This window comes from Glycomyces tarimensis (assembly GCF_054776215.1).
The window spans coordinates 1,911-19,163 of sequence record NZ_BAAHCB010000013.1; the positions used below are offsets into that span (position 1 = coordinate 1,911).

A 17,253-nucleotide genomic window follows, 5' to 3' on the forward strand; every position below is an offset into this window, starting at 1 on the left:
GTCCTCCGTTCGGCTGGTCTCGCGGCTCAGTCACGTTGCGACCCGCTGTCGCGCATCGCGTCCTTGGCCCGGTCGAACACCGCCAGCACCGGCCCGGCGGTCAGGTTCTCGGCGGCCGACTCGGCTCCCGGGTGCGGATGCGTGGGCGCCATCTTCTCGGCGGCTCGCACCTGCTTCGCGAGCGACTGGAGCCGGTCGGGCTCATACTGCGCGCGCAGATAGCGGAACTCGTAGACCTCTTCGCGGTTCGCGTGCTCGAGCACCGAGGTCCGCAACTGCGCGAGCGTGTCGTCGAATTCGACCGAGTCGAAGTCCATGTCCTCGAGCCTGGCGAGGACCTCCTTCGCCTCGTGCTCCTCGTGGAGGCGCTCCTCGACGATCTGCTCGCCGGCGTCGATCTTGCGCCTGGCGAGCGGATGCACCACCTCTTCTTCGGCGGTCTCGTGGACGGCCAGCAGGCGGACCAGACGCCCGAAGGCCTCCCGCCGGCGTTCACCGGTATGCGACTGGACCTCGACGAACAGCTCGCGGATGAGCTGGTGCTGGCCCAGGAGCAGTTCGATGACGTCTTCTACGTGCTCGGGGCGGTCTTCGACGTGCATATGCCTCTCCTCCCTCACTGCTGCCGGGTCGGCTGCTGACGCAGTTCCTCGACCGGGTGCTCGCCCTCGGTGGAGTGCCGGTAATCGGTGCCGAACTGCTCGCGGTGCATGTCGATGACCCGCTCGCTGGGCGGCGCCTCACCGCCGTGGATCTGCTCCTGCATGCGCTCGAAGCGCTCATGGGCCTCCTGCACGTATCCGGCGCCGAGCGTGGTGAGGTCGATCTGCGTGTCGAGCAGCTCGCGCACATAGGCCTTGTTCGGCTCGAACGTGACCGGCTGGGGCAACTCGGGCGCCAAGACCTCCTCGGGCTCGCGCCCGTCGTGCTCGCGCATCAGCTCACATGCGAGTCTGAGGTGCTCGAGCTCCATGTTCAGGTGAAGCTCCCATATCGCCTTGATCCGGCGGTCGGACTCGGTCTGCATGAACGAGTAGTACAGGTAGCACTCGTTGTACTCGTGGTTGAGCAGCTGCTCCCACCACGTCTCCCCCGGGTCGACCAGGGACTCATAGTGCGTGACGTGCTCCTCCTCGATCAGGCCGATCTCCTGGTAGAGCTGGCGGGCGATCGGCTCCATGTACTCCGGGCCGACATTCATGTAGTAGTTCATCGTCTGCTGCTCGGCCGACATGATGGTGAGCGCGTGGAGCTTCGATATCGGATCGGTCGTATTCCGGTCGTACGGCTCGCGAACGTTGTCGGCCGCGTGCCGGTGGTGATACTTGGTCGGCCTGCCCGGTATCACCTCGGTCAGGTCGTCCACGATCTTCTCGGCCTTGCGGTGCTGGACCATCTCGTACAGGTTCGCGTACCGGTAGAGGTGGTCGAAGTCCTCCAGCACGCCGAACTGGTAGGCCTGCTTCAGCTCCGGATCGGGCTCCATGCGCGCGACCCAGGCGGTCAGGTCGACGGCGACCTGTTCGTAGGCGATCGTGGTCTCGAGTGCGGAGGAGATGCCCGGCAGCAGCCAGTTGACGGCCTTCTGCTGCTGGTGCTCCAGATACCGGACCTCGGCGAGCTGCCGCTTCACGTCCATCGAGGGGCAGTGGCGCGCGAGCTGGTGGCTGAACATGATCGCCTCCACCTCGATGCCGTTCATCGCGATGATCCGGCACCGCGTGTAGGGGTCGGCGTAGTCGGGATCGATCGGATCGACGTCGAGCTCACGCCAGTTGCGCACCTGTCGATCCAGCGGGATGCCTTGGTGTTCGAGCGGGTTGAAAGCCATGCGGTTCCTGTCCTTCTGTGCGATCGGATCATGCGGCCCGCGCTTGACCGTCGCTGCGTCGCCGGGCGACGCGCCGACGGTCAGTGCCCGAGCCGTGACACGGGGCACCGGCCGATCCGCACCCGGTCCACCTGTCCGGGCGCCACGTCAGCGGCGCTCGCGCCTCGCTCCCCGCAGTCCGACCGCCTCGGCCGGGATGCCGCCAAGGAGACTCCCACCGCGTCTCATATGCCCCTTTAGTCCGGCCGTAAACGTCGGCGCCGCAAATTTCTGTGACGGCGATCGCCCTGGAGAGCGGCTACCGAGCGGGATGGAAGACCGCGCGCAGGCATCCGTCCTCTTTGTGCTTGAACATGTCGTAGCCCCTCGGGCCCTCGTCGAGCGACATCGGATGCGTGGCCAGGTGCCCCGTCTCCAGTTCGCCGCTCGCCATCCGATCCAGCAGCATCGGGATGTAGCGCTGGCCGTGCTGCTGCGCGCCGCGAACCGTCAGACCCTTGTTGATGACCGCGCCGAGGGGGAACTTGTCGACCATCCCGACGAACACGCCGAGCAGGAAGACGCTCCCGCCCTTGCGGCAGGCGTGGACGGCCTCGCGGACGGCCTCGGGGCGCCCGGTCTCCATGCGCAGCCGCTGCTTGACGCTGTCATAGAGGTGCTGCGGCCCGGCGGCGTGGGCCTCCATGCCGACCGCTTCGATGCACACGTCCGGCCCGCGCCCGCCGGTGCGCTCCCGCAGCTCGGCACCGACGTCCGTGGCGGTGTAGTCGAGGGTCTCGGCCCCGATGTGCCGCTCGGTCATGCCGAGCCGGTCGGGGTATCGGTCGATCACCATGACGCGCTCCGCGCCGAGGAGCATCGAGGCTTTGGCCGCCATCTGGCCTACCGCGCCGGCACCCCACACCGCGACCACGTCACCGGGGCCGACGCCGCCCAGGTCCGCGCCCATCCATCCGGTGGGAACCGCGTCAGAGGCGAACACGGCCTGGTCGTCCTCCAGTCCCTCCGGGACGACGAAGGCGCCGTAATCCGCGAACGGCACGCGGACGTATTCGGCGTGGCTCCCGGCGAAACCGCCCGCCGCGTGAGAGTAGCCGTAGATGCCGGCGGTCTCGTGTCCCCACAGCATCCCGGCGATGCCCGGTTTGGGATTGCCGTTGTCGCACAGCGACCACAGGTCGTGCTCGCAGTACCAGCAGCGGCCGCATGAGATGAAGGAGCACACCACGACCCGGTCACCGGCCTTGAGGCGTTCGACTCCCCGACCGGTCTCGACGACCTCGCCGACGAATTCGTGGCCGAGGACGTCCCCGGCCTCCATCGCCGGGATGTAGCCGTCGATGAGGTGGAGATCGGAACCGCACGTCGTCGTGGCCCTCACGCGCACGATGGCGTCCTGGTCGTTGAGGATCCGCGGATCGGGGACCTCCTCGACCGACAGTTCGTTGACGCCCTGCCAGCACAGTGCCTTCACAGTCGCCCCTCCCCGCCGGCGCGGCGGCCGGCCACCTCCATGATTTTCGTCCCGATGCCGCCGCCTCGCCCGGCGGTCTCGTCCAACTGGAGCGTCTCGCCGGTCTCCAGCAGCGACTTCGCGTCGCGGAGCGCTTGGCGGACCGGCTGCCTCGGGTCGCGCCCGGCGATCCTGGAGGCGATCGTGAACGCCCAGGGAGGCGCGGTGTCGAGCAGGCGGACCGCGATCTCGGTCCCACGGTCCCCCGGCGCGGGAGTCACCCGCAGCTCCAGCTTCTTTCCCGACGCGGCGAGCACCTTGCGCAGCCGCTCGTCCGACTTCACCGCGTCGACCGGAGCGTTGACCGTGACCGCCAACCAGCGGTCCTGCTCGTCCGGCGGCGACCCGTTGCGCAGTCCACGCCACAGTCCCCACGCCGCCGCGGCGCCCGCGGTCACCGCCGCTCCCGCGATCAGCTGTCTCATACCCGAACCCCTCAACCTGAGCGCACGGCGGGATCACGTCACGTCACCGCCTCGACGCGATAGGCGATGCCCGAGGCATGGAGAGGCTAAACCTCTCGACGGAGGCGGAACGACCACAGCGATCGGGCGTCCGTCGGCATGGGACGCCGGACCTTGGGTAAACCGATGTCGTGAACATGAAATTCGGCCCACCCGAGTCGTATTGGATCGCATCGACCGACGCAGGGCCTCATCCGAAGCTGAACGCCGATCTGGACTTCGACGTCGCCGTGATCGGCGGCGGGATCGCCGGGCTGTGCGCGGCCTGGGAGCTGGCCCGCGCGGGCCGGTCGGTGGCCGTGCTGGAGGCCGGACGCCTCGCCGCGGGCGTCACCGGACACACGACGGCGAAACTCACCGTGCAGCACGGGCTCGTCTACGCCCATCTGCGCGAGACATTCGGCGCCGAGGCGGCCCGCATGTACGCCGAGTCCCAGACGGCGGCGATGGAGCACGCCTTCACCGTCGCCGAAGCGCTCGGCATCGACTGCGAGCTGGAACGCGCGCCGGCGTACACCTACACCGAGACCGAGGAAGGCGTCGACCTCGTCCGGGCCGAGGTCGAGGCCGCCCGACGAGCGGGCCTGGACGCGTCGTTCGTCTCCCAGACCGGCCTGCCGTACCCCGTCGCCGGAGCGATCCGGCTGGAGAACCAGGCCCAGTTCCATCCCCGCCAGTACCTCCTGGCCCTCGCCGACGACCTCCTGGCGCACGGAGGGCGGATCTTCGAGGGCACGCGCGTGGTCGATGCCGAGCTCGGCGGCTCACCGGCCGTGCTCGCCACCGAGGACGGGCCCGAGGTCCGGGCCCGCGAAGTGGTCGTGGCGACCCACTACCCGGTGCTGGACCGGCTCCGCCTGTTCTCCAGGCTGTCACCGCGCCGGGAACTGGTGGTGGCGGCGCCCATCCCGGCCGCGGCGGACCCGGCGGGCATGTACATCACGCAGGAGGGCGGCACACGCTCGGTGCGCACCGCACCGTACCGCGAGGGCGAGCGGCTCCTCATCGTCACCGGCGAGCGGTTCACACCCGGCGACGCCGACGTGGCGAGCCGGTTCGAGCGGCTCGCGGAGTGGACCACCGAGCGGTTCGGTGTCACGGACTTCGCGTACCACTGGGCAGCGCAGGACAACGACACCACCGACAAGCTGCCCTTCATCGGCCGCGTGCCCGGAAACGAGGACCATGTCTACGTGGCGACCGGCTTCGGCGGCTGGGGCATGAGCAACGGCATCCTGGCCGGCCGGCTGATCGCGGCGCTCGCGGCCGGGGAGCCACCGGAGTGGAGCGGCCTGTACGACCCCTCACGCCTCCACCCGACCAAGGAGGCGACGCAGTTCGCCTCCTTCCAGAAGGAGGTGGCGAAGCACTTCATCGGGGACCGGCTCTCGGGACCGGGCAAGGCCACGACACCCGAGGCGCTGCGCCCCGGTGAGGGCGCGGTCATGAAGGTCGACGGCGAACGCCGCGCCGTCTACCGCGACGACGACGGCTCCCTCCACATGCTCTCGGCGGTCTGCACGCACCTGGGGTGCGTCGTCGGATTCAACAACGCCGAGCGCAGCTGGGACTGCCCGTGTCACGGCTCCAGATTCGACGTCGACGGCAGCGTGATCAACGGACCCGCGACCGCCCCGCTCGCTCGCGAAGCGCCGCCCGGCCACGAGTCGGAGCGGACGCAGATACCTCCCGGCGCGTAGCCGCGGGTACGTTCTCACACTGATGCCGCCGCGGCCACCGGCGCCGACGATGAAGTCATGGACGACTACATCGTTTCGACCGATCGGTTGACGAAGCGCTACGGCGACCATGCTGCTGTCGACGGAGTGAGCCTCACGGTCCGCCGCGGAGAGGTGTACGGGTTCCTGGGGCCCAACGGCGCCGGCAAGACCACGACCCTGCGGATGCTGCTCGGGCTCGTGCGGCCCACGGGCGGTTCGGCGCTCGTGCACGGCCTGGCGCCCGGCAGCCCCGACGCCTTGCGGCGAACCGGCTCGCTCATCGAGGGGCCCGGGTTCTTCCCGTACTTGTCCGGCATCGAGAATCTGCGCGTCATCGCCCGCTACCGCAGCCTCGGCCGCCCTGACGCCGAGGAGGCGCTCGACCGGGTCGACCTCACCGACCGCGGCACGGACCGGTTCCGGACCTACTCACTGGGGATGAAGCAGCGGCTCGGCGTGGCCGCCGCCCTGCTGGGGCGGCCCGATCTGCTGGTTCTCGACGAACCCACCAACGGCCTCGACCCGGCGGGCATGGCGTCGATGCGCCGACTGATCCTGGATCTGAGCGACCACGGCCAGACCGTGCTGCTCTCCAGTCACCTCCTGGCCGAGGTGCAGCAGTTCTGCCATCGCGTCGGCGTCGTGGTCGGCGGCAAGATGTCCTATGAGGGCACCGTGGCCGACCTTCGCGGTGCCCGGATGCTCAAGGTCCGTGCCGAGCCCGTGGACCGGGCCATGCGGGTCATGAAGGGCGCCACAGACACTGACGTCGAACTCACCGAGGACGAGCACGGGCGCACGGTCCTGGCCGCCGACGCCGACGGGGTCGACCTCCCCGGCATGGTCCGCGACCTCGTGGCCGACGGCGTCGACGTGCATGCGATCGCGGTGCAGGAACGCTCACTCGAAGACGTATTCCTCACGATGACGGAGGCGGGACGATGACCCCGGTCATGAACAGCACTCGTGCCGAACTGCGACGCCTGCTGCTGTGGCCGGCGACGTGGGTACTCGGCGGCGTGTGGGTCGGGCTCCAGACCCTCTTCGGCTACGGCTTTCCCTTCATCGCCTACCGCACCGGAGACGAGACCGCGTTCCAGGGCGGACCGGCGGACGAGATCCTGTCCTCGATGCTGCCCCCCGCCGCGCCGGAGATGCTCATCTCGGGCACGCCGATGTTCGGCGGCGCCATCGTCATGATCTTCGCCGCCCTGGCCGTCGGCAGCGCCTACAGCTGGGGGACGTGGAAATCGGTCATGACGCAGGGGCCCGGCCGGACCGCGGTCACCGGCGGCGTGGCCGTCGCCATCGGCGCATGCGTGGCCGCGCTGGCGGCGTTCACCACCGCGATGACGCTCGCGCTCTCCGCCCTGGTCGCCGCGATCGAGTCGCGCGACATCGTGTGGCCCGACTGGGGCGATATGGGCGCCTCGATGGCCGGGACCGGTCTGGTGCTCGGCATGTGGGCGGCCGCGGGCCTGTGCCTGGGTGCCTTGACCCGCGGTCCGGCGCTGAGCGTCGGTCTGGGTCTGCTCTGGACCCTGGCGGTGGAGAACCTGCTGCGCGGCGCGGCCCGACTGATCGACGGCCTCGACGCCGTGACCGACTTGCTCCCCGGTTCCAGCGCCGGCTCGCTGGCGGGGGCGCTGGGCGCATCGTCGAGCGGGGCCACCGCGACACCCGGAGTGCTCGACGCGCTCTCCGGTCCGGTCGCCGCCGGAATGCTCGGTGCCTACCTGGTGGCGTTCCTCGTACTCGCGTTCGTCCTGATCGACCGCCGGGATGTCGCGTAAGCGAGGTGGCGGGGCCGGAGCCTGGGGAGACCGGCAATGGAACTTGTGGGCGCTGGCGGGAACGGTGTGGCGTTGATGGTTGCGCTGCACCAAAGGCGTCAGCGACGAAGAGGCGAGTGCTCTGTGGAGGTCGGGTCGGCGGGCGTGCCGGTGGGGTGTGGGCGCGGGTCGCCTCGCGGGCGGGCCGTGTGGTGTCCGTTTTGTCTTGCGGGGCAAGGCTTCTCGTGGTTCCGGGCGGCGGAAACGTGAGTGTTTTCCCACCCTAATGGGTGATGACAGAAGCCTTGTGACCTGGGAGAATAGAGGTATAGCACGAACTGGCGGAAACAGCAGCTTCGTACGAGACCTCAATGACCGAGGGAGGTGTCAGATGGCCAAGGCGAGGATGAAGCCCAGTAAGACGGAGCGGACCGAGCGGGCAGCGGCCATCCACACCAACCTTGATGAGGCTGCCGCGTTGATGAACTCGGTGCACGCGCGAGTGCTGTCGGACGTCATCGAGGCGAAAGCCTGGAATATCCACCGCGACTGCGACGGCTTCTCGGCGCTGCGGGAGTGGCTGGTGTCGACCTTCGACTTCCACCTCCGCGTCGCGGCTGATCTGGCGGCGATCGCCCGCACGGCAGGGAAGTTCACCGTCCTGGCCGAGACGGCGACGTCGGCTGCGGCGCGGATTGACCGGGTCGCGGCGGCCGTGCGCCGCCTGGACGCGACCAAGGCCCTGCGGGTGTACGCCCGGGCTCCCTACAAGGAACCGGTGCCCTCCCCGTTCGACGCGGACACGCTCTGCCCGACGCCGGAGCATCTGATCGCGCAGTACTGCATCCACGCGACAGTGAAGGATGTGCACGCCCAGCTCGACGAGCTCCAAGCCGCGCTCGACAACGGTGAGGAGCTGTTGGACGGGCTCGGGCAGCAGTCGTTGCAACGGCTCGACCTGGTGGAGACCGAGAACGGCATGTTCGTCCTCTCCGGGCTCCTGTCGGCCGACACCGGGAAGCTGTTCGCCAAGCTGTTGACCACCGCCGTGCCCCCGCCGCGTCAGGACGAAGTCGACCAGGACGGGTGCCTGCCGCCTGCGGCGAACCGGCGGGCCGAGGCGTTCCACCAGGTGCTCGCGGCCCACGGGGCCGACCCGAACGCGGCCAAGCGGCACGGGCACACCACCACGCTCCACCTGTCAGTCGACATCGAGACCCTGGCCGGGGAAGACACCGGACGCGTCGCCACTCTCGAAGGCGACCCGATCAGCCTCGGTAAGGCCCGCCTGCTCGCCTGCGAAGGCCTCGTGATCCCCAACGTGTTCAACTACCGCACCGGTGAAGCGATCGAACTCGGCCGCGCCCTGCGCCTGCCCAACTCGGCCCTGCGCAGGAAGTTGGAGTTGGAGCAGCCGGGCGGGTGCGCTTGGAGCGGCTGTCTCGCCCCGGTGCAGTGGACCGAAGCCCACCACATCGTGCATTGGGCGAATGGTGGCCCCACCGTCGCGGAGAACCTGGTCCTGTTGTGCCGGTTTCACCACGGCCGCATTCACACCCCCGGCTGGACGATCACCAAAACCGGACCGGGCAAGGCGTTGATCGTCCACCACGAGGGGCACGAGGACACCGACCCCGACCTGAAATGCGGGTGCGCCGACTGGCGCACCGACACCGACCTGGACGCCGACTTCACCGACGACATCGCGAACGCCTTCCCCACCGGCCTGTATCCCGAGGAATGGTCCGAGACACTCAAACCCGACCTCGAAGCCGCCGCCGAACAGGCCGAGACCGAGCAGGTCATAGCCGCCGCGAAAACCGCCCGCGCCAAAGCGCGAGCCCGGTTCACGACACCGACACCGACACCCCAACCCGCGACCGAACCCGAACCGGCTTCACCACCGGCCCCAGGGAAGGGACAGCGGCCGGGATACGGGACTTCGACACCACTGACAGAGGCGACGCGATCTCGCGACCTCGCCAGCGCCGCACCGGCACCGGCACCGGACTACGGACCACCGCCCTTCTTAATATGCCCGCTGCGGGATGCCGTGGCGGGGAAGGCACCACATAGGTCACCAGCTCGAAACCGGCAACGGCTTCGAGCCCTTTCCCGTGCCTACCAACCACCAAAACCGGCCCCCTCAGCTCTCGACCCCTCATATGCGCCACCCGACCGGACCACACACCGCCCGAGCACCGCCGCTCCGTCGCGCCCACATGCCACCGAGCACCGCCCCCAGTCGTACCCGAACACCGCCGCCCAGCCAGGCCCAAGAGCCTCCCCGACACGGCCCCACCGACCGGCCTCCGCGACAACAACCCGCCCCCCACCCGCCGCACTGCTTTTCTCGCTGCTCCAGCGCAGGACGGTCCTCCACTTGCGCAGGCCGCCAATGACCCCGCTGCCATTTCCGGCCTCAACAGGCCATACCCGACACCGAGTGGAGCCGCTCCAGCCCTCGTTCGCTTCGCTTCCTGAGTTGGAAGTCGCTCTCGACGATTCAGGTTGACGTTCCTCAGTTGCGGTCGCGGCCCTGATCAGCCGAGGATGCTCCGTGCGCGTCCGAGCATGGCGGCGTCGACCATCTCGCCGTTGGGGAGCGTGGTCACTCCCCTGTGCTCGAGCGCGTCGATGACGGCCCGTGCCCATGCGCGCTCCTCGTCGGTCGGCGCGAAGACCGCTCTGATGACCGGTATCTGGCTGGGGTGGACGGCGACGCGCCCGCGCAGTCCGAGCGACCTGCCGCGCTCGGTGTCGGCGCGCAGGCCGTCGAGGTCCTGAATGGCGGGGTACACCGAGAGCATCGGGGCGGGGAGTCCGGCGGCGCGTGCGGCGACGAGCAGCCGGAGGCGTGCGTGGTCGAGCACGGCGGGGTCGGTGCTGCCGAGGTCGCCGGCGAGGTCGGCCTCGCCGAGGGCCAGCTCGGTCACGGCCGGGTGCGCGGCGATGGCGGGGGACGCTTCGAGGCCGCGTGCCGACTCGATGAGCGCGGTGAGCGGCAGTCCGTCGGCGAGCGCGGCGATCTCGTCGAGCGCCCTCGGGTCTTCCACTTTGGGGATGCGGAGTCCCACGTCGGCGCCGCTCGCGCGGACGGCGCGGACCTCGTGTGCGGCGCCGGCGTTCACTCGCACCTGGATCGCGGGGCTGGCGGGCGGAGAGGCGAGCCAGTCGACGATGTTCGCGAGCGCGGCTGCCTTCGCGGACTCGGCGACGGCGTCCTCGAGGTCGAGGATGACGATGTCGGCGCCCGAGGCGGCGGCCTTGTCGAACCGGTCGGGCCGGTCCGCCGGGACGTAGAGCGCGCTCGTGCTCATATGACTCCCTTGCGGCGCAGCAGCTCCAGTTGTTCGCGGGTGACGCCGGCCTCTTCGAGGACCGCATCGGTGTCTTGGCCGTGCCGCCGACCGGTCCAGCGGATCGCGCCTGGGGTGTCCGAGAGCCGGAAGAGCACGTTCTGCATCTTCAGGGGCCCGAGTTCGTCGTCGTCGACGGTCTGGACGGTGCCGATGGCCCGGTACTGGGGGTCGGCGAGGACGCCGCGCACGTCGTAGACCGGCGCGATCGCCGCCTGCGCGCCTTCGAACGCCTCGATGACCTCGTCGGTCGGACGGGCGCCGATCCATGCGGCGACGGCCTCGTCGAGTTCGTCGGCGTGCTCGGCGCGCGTGTGTCCGGAGGCGAACCAGGGCTGGGCGACGAGGTCGTCGCGGCCGACCAGGCGCATGACCCGCTCGGCGATGGACTGCGAACTGGTGGAGACGGCGACCCAGTCGCCGTCTCCGGTGCGGTAGACGTTGCGCGGCGCGTTGTTGACCGAGCGGTTGCCGCTGCGCGGCTGGATGGACCCGAGCTGGTCGTAGGCGGTGATCTGGCCGCCGAGCAGCATGAGGATCGGTTCGATGATCGCGAGGTCGATGACCTGGCCCTTGCCGTCGCGTTCGGTGGATCTGAGCGCGACGAGCACCGCGTAGGCGGTGGCGAGCGCCGCGATGCCGTCGGCGAGGCCGAACGGCGGCAGCGTCGGGGGCCCGTCCGGTTGTCCGGTGAGCGCGGCGAAGCCGCTCATGGCCTCGGCGAGGCTGCCGAAGCCGGGGCGGGAGGAGTAGGGGCCGGTCTGACCGAACGCGGTCACACGCGCCACGACGAGGCGGGGGTTCGCGTGGTGGAGCGCGTCGGGCCCGAGTCCCCAGCGTTCGAGCGTGCCGGGGCGGAAGTTCTCGATGAGCACGTCGGCGTCTGCGGCGAGCCTGAGGAGCAGCTCCGCGCCCTCCCTCGTACCGAGGTCGAGAGTGACGGTGCGTTTGTTGCGCCCCAGGGTCTTCCACCACAGGTTCACGCCGTCCTTCGCGGGGCCGTGCCCTCTCGCGGCGTCGGGCCGGGTCGGGTGCTCCACTTTGATCACGTCGGCGCCGAAGTCGCCGAGGAAGGTCGCGGCGATGGGCCCGGCGAAGAGGGTGGAGACGTCGAGGACGCGGAGTCCTTCCAGCGGTGCGGTCATTCGGTGTCCTCCAAGTCCCAGGCGATTCTGAAGCCGATGCTCGTGGACCGCTCCACGCCGAGGCCGGCGAGGAGGAGCTTGAGGCTGAACGTCGCGTCGCGGACGCCGCCGTCGGTGTACCAGTCCGAGCCGGTGCTGCGGTGCTCGCTGCCGCCTTTGAGCATGGCGAAGCGCGTGACGCCGTCGGAGTGCTCGCTCTCGGTCCAGTTCCACACCCCCGGCCTGCGGCGGCGGAACCCGGCTCGCTCGGCGGCGAGCTGCCATTCGAACTCGTCGGGCAGGCGCGCGCCGGCCCATGCGGCGTAGGCGCGGGCGTCGGCGAGGGAGACGCCGGTGACCGGTGCGTCGTCGCCTTCGGCGGCGGCGCAGAGGAAGCGGTTGGCGCTCTTCGGCCGGTAGCCGCTCTGGTCGAGGAACGACCGGTACTCGGCGACGGCGACTTCCGCTGCGGCGACGGCGACGGGCCGCGGGATGTGGATGTCGAGGGTCTCGTGCCGGTCGTCGTGGAGGCGGGGCGGCAGGGGCTTCCACTCCTCGACGTACGGAGCGCCTTGGTAGAAGCCGGTTTCGCGGCGTCGGTAGGTCACTTCGAGGCGGCGGCGGCCGGGTTCGACACGGAGCGCGTCCGCCGGGGGCGTCGCGGATTCCGAGGCCCGGGGGACGAGGCGGACGGCCTCGCGGGCGGGGAATGTCGCGTCTGCCGAGCCGGGGTCGGCGGCGGCGGAGCCCAGGAGCCGGGGCAGCCACTCGGGCTCGTCGGTACCCGGGGCGAGCTCGACGATGCCGGTGATCCCGCGGGCGGGCACGGTCACGGTGTTCGCGTCGGCGATGCCGGCGGTGACGTCGTAGCGCCGCGCGCCGTCCGGGAGCGACGCCGCGAGCGGGTCGCCGGTCCAGTCGCGCTCACCCCGGTTCACGACCGTCCACAGTGTTATGCCGTCCTCAGTCCACCGCGAGACGTGGACGCGCGCGGCGATCGCTTCGGACGTGGCGCCTTCGAGCGGCGACCACTCCCCCTCGATGAGGACGTCGGACATCGCCCGCTGGACGCGGAGCATCCGCCGCAGCGTCGCCTCGTCCCTGCGGTTCCAGCCGACCCAGACGCCGAACACGGCGTCCCACACGAGGATGCCGGTCCCGTTCATCCACGCGGACTGGAGTTCGCCGCTGTGGTCGCGGTTCCAGCGCCGGATGGCGTGCATCATGTGGCGGCGCTCGTACCAGTGCGCGCGCATGACGCCGGGCGCCTCGGAGTCGGCGAACCATTGCGCCCAGCTCAGCAGGTGGTCCTCGATCCGCCGGTTGGGGACGCGGGACTCGCCCTCGAGCACCTGCGGCGGCTGCGCCTCGGTGAGGGCTCGCGTCAGCTTCGCGTCGCCCTCCTTGAGCGTGTCGAGGAAGACCCCGTCGACGCCGAGTTCGGCGACCAGCGCGGCCAGCTCCTCGGCGTCGTCGCGTCCGGTGCGGCGCGTCCCGGTGTCCCAAGGGTTGTAGTCCACGAAGACGCGCAGGCCGCGCTCCTGGAACCGGTCGACGAGCCCGCCGATCCCCGGGACGTGGCGGTAGAAGTCGAACTGGTTGCGCTCGTCGATCCCGATCACGGGGTAGGCGTGCCAGAGCACGAGGCCGTCGAGGCCGCCTTGGTCCGCGATCACCTCCAGGAAGGCGTCGGGGGTGAACCGCTGCTCGGCGTGGTCGAACAGCCGCTCGTCCCACAGCCAGACCTGGGCGACGGCGTACGCGCGGCTCGCCCAGCGGGTCTCGGGCTCCTCGTAGGCGCCGCCGCTGTAGTCGAGCCGCCGCCGGGCCTCGTCCCTCCACGTCGCCAGGTCCGCGCGCCAGGCGGGCCAGGCGGCCGGATCGTCCGGGGCGGCGAAGATCTTGGCGATGTCGCCGATCTCGGGGTCGATCGCGCCGCCGGGCGGCAGGACGGTGGGCCGGTCGATCGGCCTGGGTACCAGCGGGTCGAATTCGTTGGTGTTCGCCTCGTCGGGGTCGAATCGCGGCTCAATGCGCTGCACGGAACTGCCGCACCTCCTCCAGGGTGGGTATGGACGGGACGGCGCCCTTGCGCTGCACGGCGATAGCGGCGGCGGCGGTGGCGAACTCGGTGGCGTCCACGAGCGATCGCAGTTCCAGATCGCGGACGCCGCGGTCGAGTGCGGCGGCGAGCGCGCCGACGAAGGTGTCGCCCGCGCCGGTCGTGTCCTTGGCCTCGACCTCGATGCCCGGAACCTTCACGGGGTCCTCGCCGGGGACGCCGACGAGGGCGCCGTCGGCTCCGAGCGTGATGATCACCGCGCAGCCGTGTTCGGCGAGGGCCGCCAGCAGCGATGCCTCATCGGTGCTGGCGGGCGGGCCCGCGAGTTCGGCGGCCTCGTGCTCGTTGACCACGAGCACGTCGAGGTCGCCGAGGAGCTCGGCCCCGAGTTCGCGGCACGGCGCGGCGTTGAGGACCACGCGCGTCGAGGCGGCCTTCGCCGCGCGCACGGCGGCGGTGACGGTGTCGACCGGTGTCTCCAGTTGCAGGAGCAGGACGTCGGCGGCTGCGAGTTCGTCGAGCTCGTCGGCCGTGAGGTCGACGAGTTCGCCGTTGGCGCCCGAGTTGACGACGATCGAGTTCTCGCCGCGACGGTCCACGAAGATGACGGCCGAGCCGGTCGCGGTCGGGACGCGGCGGTCGAGCAGCGTGACCCCCGCGCCGCGCGCCTGGTCGGCGAGGCGGTCGCCGGCGGCGTCCTGGCCGAGCGCGACGATGAAGCGGGCCTGGGCTCCGGCGCGGGCGGCCGCGATCGCCTGGTTGTTGCCCTTGCCGCCGGGGAAGGCCTCGAAGCCGCGGGCCAGGACGGTCTCGCCGGGCGCGGGGATGCGCTCGACGTCGTAGACGAGATCGAGGTTCGCGCTGCCGAGCACGACGACGCTCATCGGGCCACCTCCACGGTGCGGGCGGCCAGCGCCGAGAAGCGGGCCTCGGTGAAGCCGGGGATGGAGCTCGCGAGCCGGTCGTCGAGCGGGTCGATCCAGCGCGGCGGCAGGCCGCGCGCGCCGGTGAGAGCGCCGCTGATGCCGCCGGCGGTCGCGCCGACCGAGTCGGTGTCCCAGCCTCCGGCGACCGCGAGCGTGATGGTGCGCTCGAAGTCGCCGTCGCCGCGGGTGAGCGCGAAGGCGAGCAGGGCGGCGTTGTTGAGAACGTGGACCCAGTGCAGGTGGCCGTATTCGCGGTGGAGGGCGTCGATCGCGTCCTCGTCGGCGAGCGTGCCGCGGGCGAGTTCGGCGCCGCGTCGGACGGCGGCGGCGTAGCGGCTGCGCGGAGGCACGACCGTGAGGCCGGCCTCGATGACGGTGGCGAGGGGGGCGCCGGTGACGGCGGCGGCGCACGCTCCCGCGGCGAACATCGCGCCATAGACGCCGTTCCGGCCGTGGCTCAGCCGCGCGTCGGTCCAGGCCGACCGGGCGGCGGCCATGGGGTCGCCGGGCGCGGTCCAGCCGTAGACGTCGGTGCGGATCTGGGCGCCGATCCAGTCGCGGAACGGATTGCGCACGCGCCCGGCCGTGTCGGGCTCGTGGCCGTCGAGCAGGTTGCGGTAGGCGATGCGCTCGGCGGTGAAGACGCGCCCGCCTGGCAGCTTGTCGAGCCAGGCCTGCGCGACGTCGTCGGTGGTGAAGTCGCGGCCGGCCGTCTCCAGCAGGGCGAGGCCGATGAGCGGGAAGTTCAGGTCGTCGTCTTCGGGCATGCCGTCGATGTTCTCGACGAGGCTGGTGGCTCGGCTGCGGCGGTTCCACGGGTATCGCGCGGCGATGTCGGGATCGAGGCCGACTTCGGTGAAGTAGGAGGCCAGCGGCCAGTTGCCGGTGGCGCGGGCGATGGCGCGGATGCCTTGGAGCGGGATCTTCTCGACGGGTTTGCCCAGGAGGCAGCCGGCGGCGCGGCCGAGCCAGGCGCCGAGGACGCGGTCGGCGTAGTCGCCGCCGGGGTCTCGTGGGAGCTCGGGCGGTGCGGCGTCCGAGAGTATGGTGTCGAGGTCCTCGGGTTCGGCGGCGTGCAGGGTCTGGGGGTCGGGCAGTCGGTCGAGTTCGGCGAGCAGTTCGCGGGCGAGCGCGCGCAGGTGCTCCGGTGCGGGCTTCGGCGTCGCCCCGCTGACGGGCGCGTCGGTTGCGCCGCCAGCGGCGAGCCAGCGTTCGCGCACCTCGGACGCGTCGCGGCCGTCGAGCGCCGCGGCGACCAGCGCGTGCGGCAGGAGGTCTTCGGGCTGGGTCCAGCTCAGTCGCATCATCGGGCCGTCTCCTCGGAGTCGAAGGAGCCGCGGGCCCCCGCGACGCGCTCGGCGCGTTCGGCGTCGCGGGCCCAGACGTCGCGGGCGACGGCGGCGATGACGGGGCCGGTGGCGGTGATGTCCATGCGGCTGCCTTCGCTGACGCCGCTGATCCATTCGGCGGGGACGGCGTCGACGCCGCCGAGCGCTCCGGCGACGGCGCCGGCCATGACGGCGATCGAGTCGGAGTCCCTGCCGTAGTTGACGGCGCCGAGGACGGCCTGGCGGTAGTCGCCGTTCGCGGCGATGAGCACGCCCAGGGCGATCGGCAGTTCTTCGATGGATTTGGTGCGGCTGGGGATGCGGGCGTCCATGGCGGGTCGGCGGTAGTGGGGGCCGACGGTGTCGAACGGTTCGACGGCGCGGCGCAGCTCGGTCAGGCCGGTCCGCCAGTCGTCGATGCCGGCGGCGGTCTGGACGACGGCGTCGATGGCGGCCTTGGTGCCGTCCTTCGCGAGCCGCAGGGCGGTCTCGACGACCGAGTCGACGTCGGCTCCGGGCCGCATCGCCTCGGCGACGGCGGCGGCGAAGACCCCGGCGGCCTCGCGCCCGTAGCTGGACTGGTGGGCGCCGGCGACGTCGATGGCCTCCGCGTACGCCGCGTCGGGGTCGCTGGCGTTGACGATGCCGATCGGCGCGACGTACATGGTGGCGCCGCAGTTGACGATGTTGCCCACGCCCGCCTCGCGCGGGTCGACGTGTCCGTAGTGGAGCCTGGCGACGAGCCATTTCTCGGCGAGGAACACGCGGTGGAGCAGCAGCGCCTCGGATTCGAGTTCGGGGACCCAGCGCTTGTCGCCGATGAGCAGCGGCACGAGATGCTCGGCGATGGCGTGGGCGTCGAGGTGGTCGCGCACGGTGGCGTAGACGTCGACGAGCGCCTGGGTCATGAGGGTGTCGTCGGTGATGTGGCCGTCGCCCTTGTGGTACGGGGCGATCGGGCGGGCGTTGCGCCAGTCTTCGAGGAACGGGGGCACGATGCCCTCGATGAATCCGCCGTAGCGCTGCTGGATCGCTTCGGGTGTGTTCCCCTCGGCCGCTCCGCCGAGCGCGTCGCCCACCGCCGCTCCCGCGAGCGCGCCCGTCGACCTCGTCACCAGCGTGTCCATCGTGTCTCCTTGCTTCGTTTCGTTCG

Annotated in this window: 14 protein-coding genes; 4 read left to right on the plus strand and 10 right to left on the minus strand. The window is 70.9% G+C overall.

Annotated features, from left to right (window positions below):
* Window positions 1–26: 26 nt before the first annotated feature.
* The 4 genes from ACYVK3_RS11590 to ACYVK3_RS11605 form a co-directional block, all read right to left on the minus strand.
* Window positions 27–602, minus strand: a complete 576-nt coding sequence (locus ACYVK3_RS11590; RefSeq protein ID WP_460497476.1) for a hemerythrin domain-containing protein — start codon at window positions 600–602, stop codon at window positions 27–29.
* A gap of 14 nt (window positions 603–616) precedes the next feature.
* Complete coding sequence (locus ACYVK3_RS11595; protein WP_460497477.1) at window positions 617–1,831, minus strand: hypothetical protein; 1,215 nt, start codon at window positions 1,829–1,831, stop codon at window positions 617–619.
* Between the two features lie 298 nt (window positions 1,832–2,129).
* Window positions 2,130–3,305: a zinc-dependent alcohol dehydrogenase gene (locus tag ACYVK3_RS11600; protein ID WP_460497478.1), complete on the minus strand. Its 1,176-nt coding sequence runs from the start codon at window positions 3,303–3,305 to the stop codon at window positions 2,130–2,132.
* The gene (locus tag ACYVK3_RS11605) at window positions 3,302–3,769 is read right to left on the minus strand and encodes a hypothetical protein (RefSeq protein ID WP_460497479.1); all 468 of its coding nucleotides are present in this window, start codon (window positions 3,767–3,769) and stop codon (window positions 3,302–3,304) included. The genes ACYVK3_RS11600 and ACYVK3_RS11605 overlap by 4 nt, the downstream gene beginning before the upstream one ends.
* Before the next feature lie 176 nt (window positions 3,770–3,945).
* Between ACYVK3_RS11605 and ACYVK3_RS11610 the strand changes: the two genes are divergently transcribed.
* The 4 genes from ACYVK3_RS11610 to ACYVK3_RS11625 all read left to right on the plus strand — a co-directional run bounded on the left by ACYVK3_RS11610 (window position 3,946) and on the right by ACYVK3_RS11625 (window position 9,816).
* The gene (locus ACYVK3_RS11610) at window positions 3,946–5,508 is read left to right on the plus strand and encodes an FAD-dependent oxidoreductase (RefSeq protein WP_460497577.1); all 1,563 of its coding nucleotides are present in this window, start codon (window positions 3,946–3,948) and stop codon (window positions 5,506–5,508) included.
* Window positions 5,509–5,565: 57 nt separating this feature from the next.
* The gene (locus tag ACYVK3_RS11615; protein ID WP_460497480.1) at window positions 5,566–6,474 is read left to right on the plus strand and encodes an ABC transporter ATP-binding protein; all 909 of its coding nucleotides are present in this window, start codon (window positions 5,566–5,568) and stop codon (window positions 6,472–6,474) included.
* An 8-nt stretch (window positions 6,475–6,482) separates the two neighbouring features.
* Window positions 6,483–7,322: an ABC transporter permease subunit gene (locus ACYVK3_RS11620; protein ID WP_460497481.1), complete on the plus strand. Its 840-nt coding sequence runs from the start codon at window positions 6,483–6,485 to the stop codon at window positions 7,320–7,322.
* Window positions 7,323–7,707: 385 nt separating this feature from the next.
* The gene (locus tag ACYVK3_RS11625; RefSeq protein WP_460497482.1) at window positions 7,708–9,816 is read left to right on the plus strand and encodes an HNH endonuclease signature motif containing protein; all 2,109 of its coding nucleotides are present in this window, start codon (window positions 7,708–7,710) and stop codon (window positions 9,814–9,816) included.
* A gap of 28 nt (window positions 9,817–9,844) precedes the next feature.
* Here ACYVK3_RS11625 and ACYVK3_RS11630 read toward each other — a convergent pair whose 3' ends face one another.
* Genes ACYVK3_RS11630 through ACYVK3_RS11655 form a run of 6 tightly spaced genes read right to left on the minus strand, consistent with a single transcriptional unit; the run spans window position 9,845 to window position 17,227 of the window.
* The gene (locus ACYVK3_RS11630) at window positions 9,845–10,621 is read right to left on the minus strand and encodes an HpcH/HpaI aldolase/citrate lyase family protein (protein WP_460497483.1); all 777 of its coding nucleotides are present in this window, start codon (window positions 10,619–10,621) and stop codon (window positions 9,845–9,847) included.
* On the minus strand, window positions 10,618–11,805 hold the full coding sequence (locus ACYVK3_RS11635; protein ID WP_460497484.1) for a CaiB/BaiF CoA transferase family protein: 1,188 nt from the start codon (window positions 11,803–11,805) through the stop codon (window positions 10,618–10,620). The genes ACYVK3_RS11630 and ACYVK3_RS11635 overlap by 4 nt, the downstream gene beginning before the upstream one ends.
* Window positions 11,802–13,826 (minus strand): SUMF1/EgtB/PvdO family nonheme iron enzyme, encoded by a 2,025-nt coding sequence (locus ACYVK3_RS11640; RefSeq protein WP_460497485.1) that lies wholly within the window; start codon window positions 13,824–13,826, stop codon window positions 11,802–11,804. Before ACYVK3_RS11640 ends, ACYVK3_RS11635 begins: the two co-directional genes overlap by 4 nt.
* The gene (locus ACYVK3_RS11645) at window positions 13,813–14,730 is read right to left on the minus strand and encodes a ribokinase (RefSeq protein WP_460497486.1); all 918 of its coding nucleotides are present in this window, start codon (window positions 14,728–14,730) and stop codon (window positions 13,813–13,815) included. Before ACYVK3_RS11645 ends, ACYVK3_RS11640 begins: the two co-directional genes overlap by 14 nt.
* The gene (locus ACYVK3_RS11650; protein WP_460497578.1) at window positions 14,727–16,076 is read right to left on the minus strand and encodes an ADP-ribosylglycohydrolase family protein; all 1,350 of its coding nucleotides are present in this window, start codon (window positions 16,074–16,076) and stop codon (window positions 14,727–14,729) included. The genes ACYVK3_RS11645 and ACYVK3_RS11650 overlap by 4 nt, the downstream gene beginning before the upstream one ends.
* The gene (locus ACYVK3_RS11655; protein WP_460497487.1) at window positions 16,076–17,227 is read right to left on the minus strand and encodes an ADP-ribosylglycohydrolase family protein; all 1,152 of its coding nucleotides are present in this window, start codon (window positions 17,225–17,227) and stop codon (window positions 16,076–16,078) included. The genes ACYVK3_RS11650 and ACYVK3_RS11655 overlap by 1 nt, the downstream gene beginning before the upstream one ends.
* Window positions 17,228–17,253: the final 26 nt, after the last annotated feature.

Excerpts from the sequence above, each read along its gene's own strand:
- ACYVK3_RS11590 (WP_460497476.1), bottom strand. The coding sequence starts at position 602 with ATGCACGTCGAAGACCGCCCCGAGCACGTAGAAGACGTCATCGAACTG.
- ACYVK3_RS11595 (WP_460497477.1), bottom strand. The coding sequence starts at position 1,831 with ATGGCTTTCAACCCGCTCGAACACCAAGGCATCCCGCTGGATCGACAG.
- ACYVK3_RS11605 (WP_460497479.1), bottom strand. The coding sequence starts at position 3,769 with ATGAGACAGCTGATCGCGGGAGCGGCGGTGACCGCGGGCGCCGCGGCG.
- ACYVK3_RS11610 (WP_460497577.1), top strand. The coding sequence starts at position 3,946 with ATGAAATTCGGCCCACCCGAGTCGTATTGGATCGCATCGACCGACGCA.
- ACYVK3_RS11615 (WP_460497480.1), top strand. The coding sequence starts at position 5,566 with ATGGACGACTACATCGTTTCGACCGATCGGTTGACGAAGCGCTACGGC.
- ACYVK3_RS11620 (WP_460497481.1), top strand. The coding sequence starts at position 6,483 with ATGAACAGCACTCGTGCCGAACTGCGACGCCTGCTGCTGTGGCCGGCG.
- ACYVK3_RS11625 (WP_460497482.1), top strand. The coding sequence starts at position 7,708 with ATGAAGCCCAGTAAGACGGAGCGGACCGAGCGGGCAGCGGCCATCCAC.
- ACYVK3_RS11630 (WP_460497483.1), bottom strand. The coding sequence starts at position 10,621 with ATGAGCACGAGCGCGCTCTACGTCCCGGCGGACCGGCCCGACCGGTTC.
- ACYVK3_RS11635 (WP_460497484.1), bottom strand. The coding sequence starts at position 11,805 with ATGACCGCACCGCTGGAAGGACTCCGCGTCCTCGACGTCTCCACCCTC.
- ACYVK3_RS11645 (WP_460497486.1), bottom strand. The coding sequence starts at position 14,730 with ATGAGCGTCGTCGTGCTCGGCAGCGCGAACCTCGATCTCGTCTACGAC.
- ACYVK3_RS11650 (WP_460497578.1), bottom strand. The coding sequence starts at position 16,076 with ATGCGACTGAGCTGGACCCAGCCCGAAGACCTCCTGCCGCACGCGCTG.
- ACYVK3_RS11655 (WP_460497487.1), bottom strand. The coding sequence starts at position 17,227 with ATGGACACGCTGGTGACGAGGTCGACGGGCGCGCTCGCGGGAGCGGCG.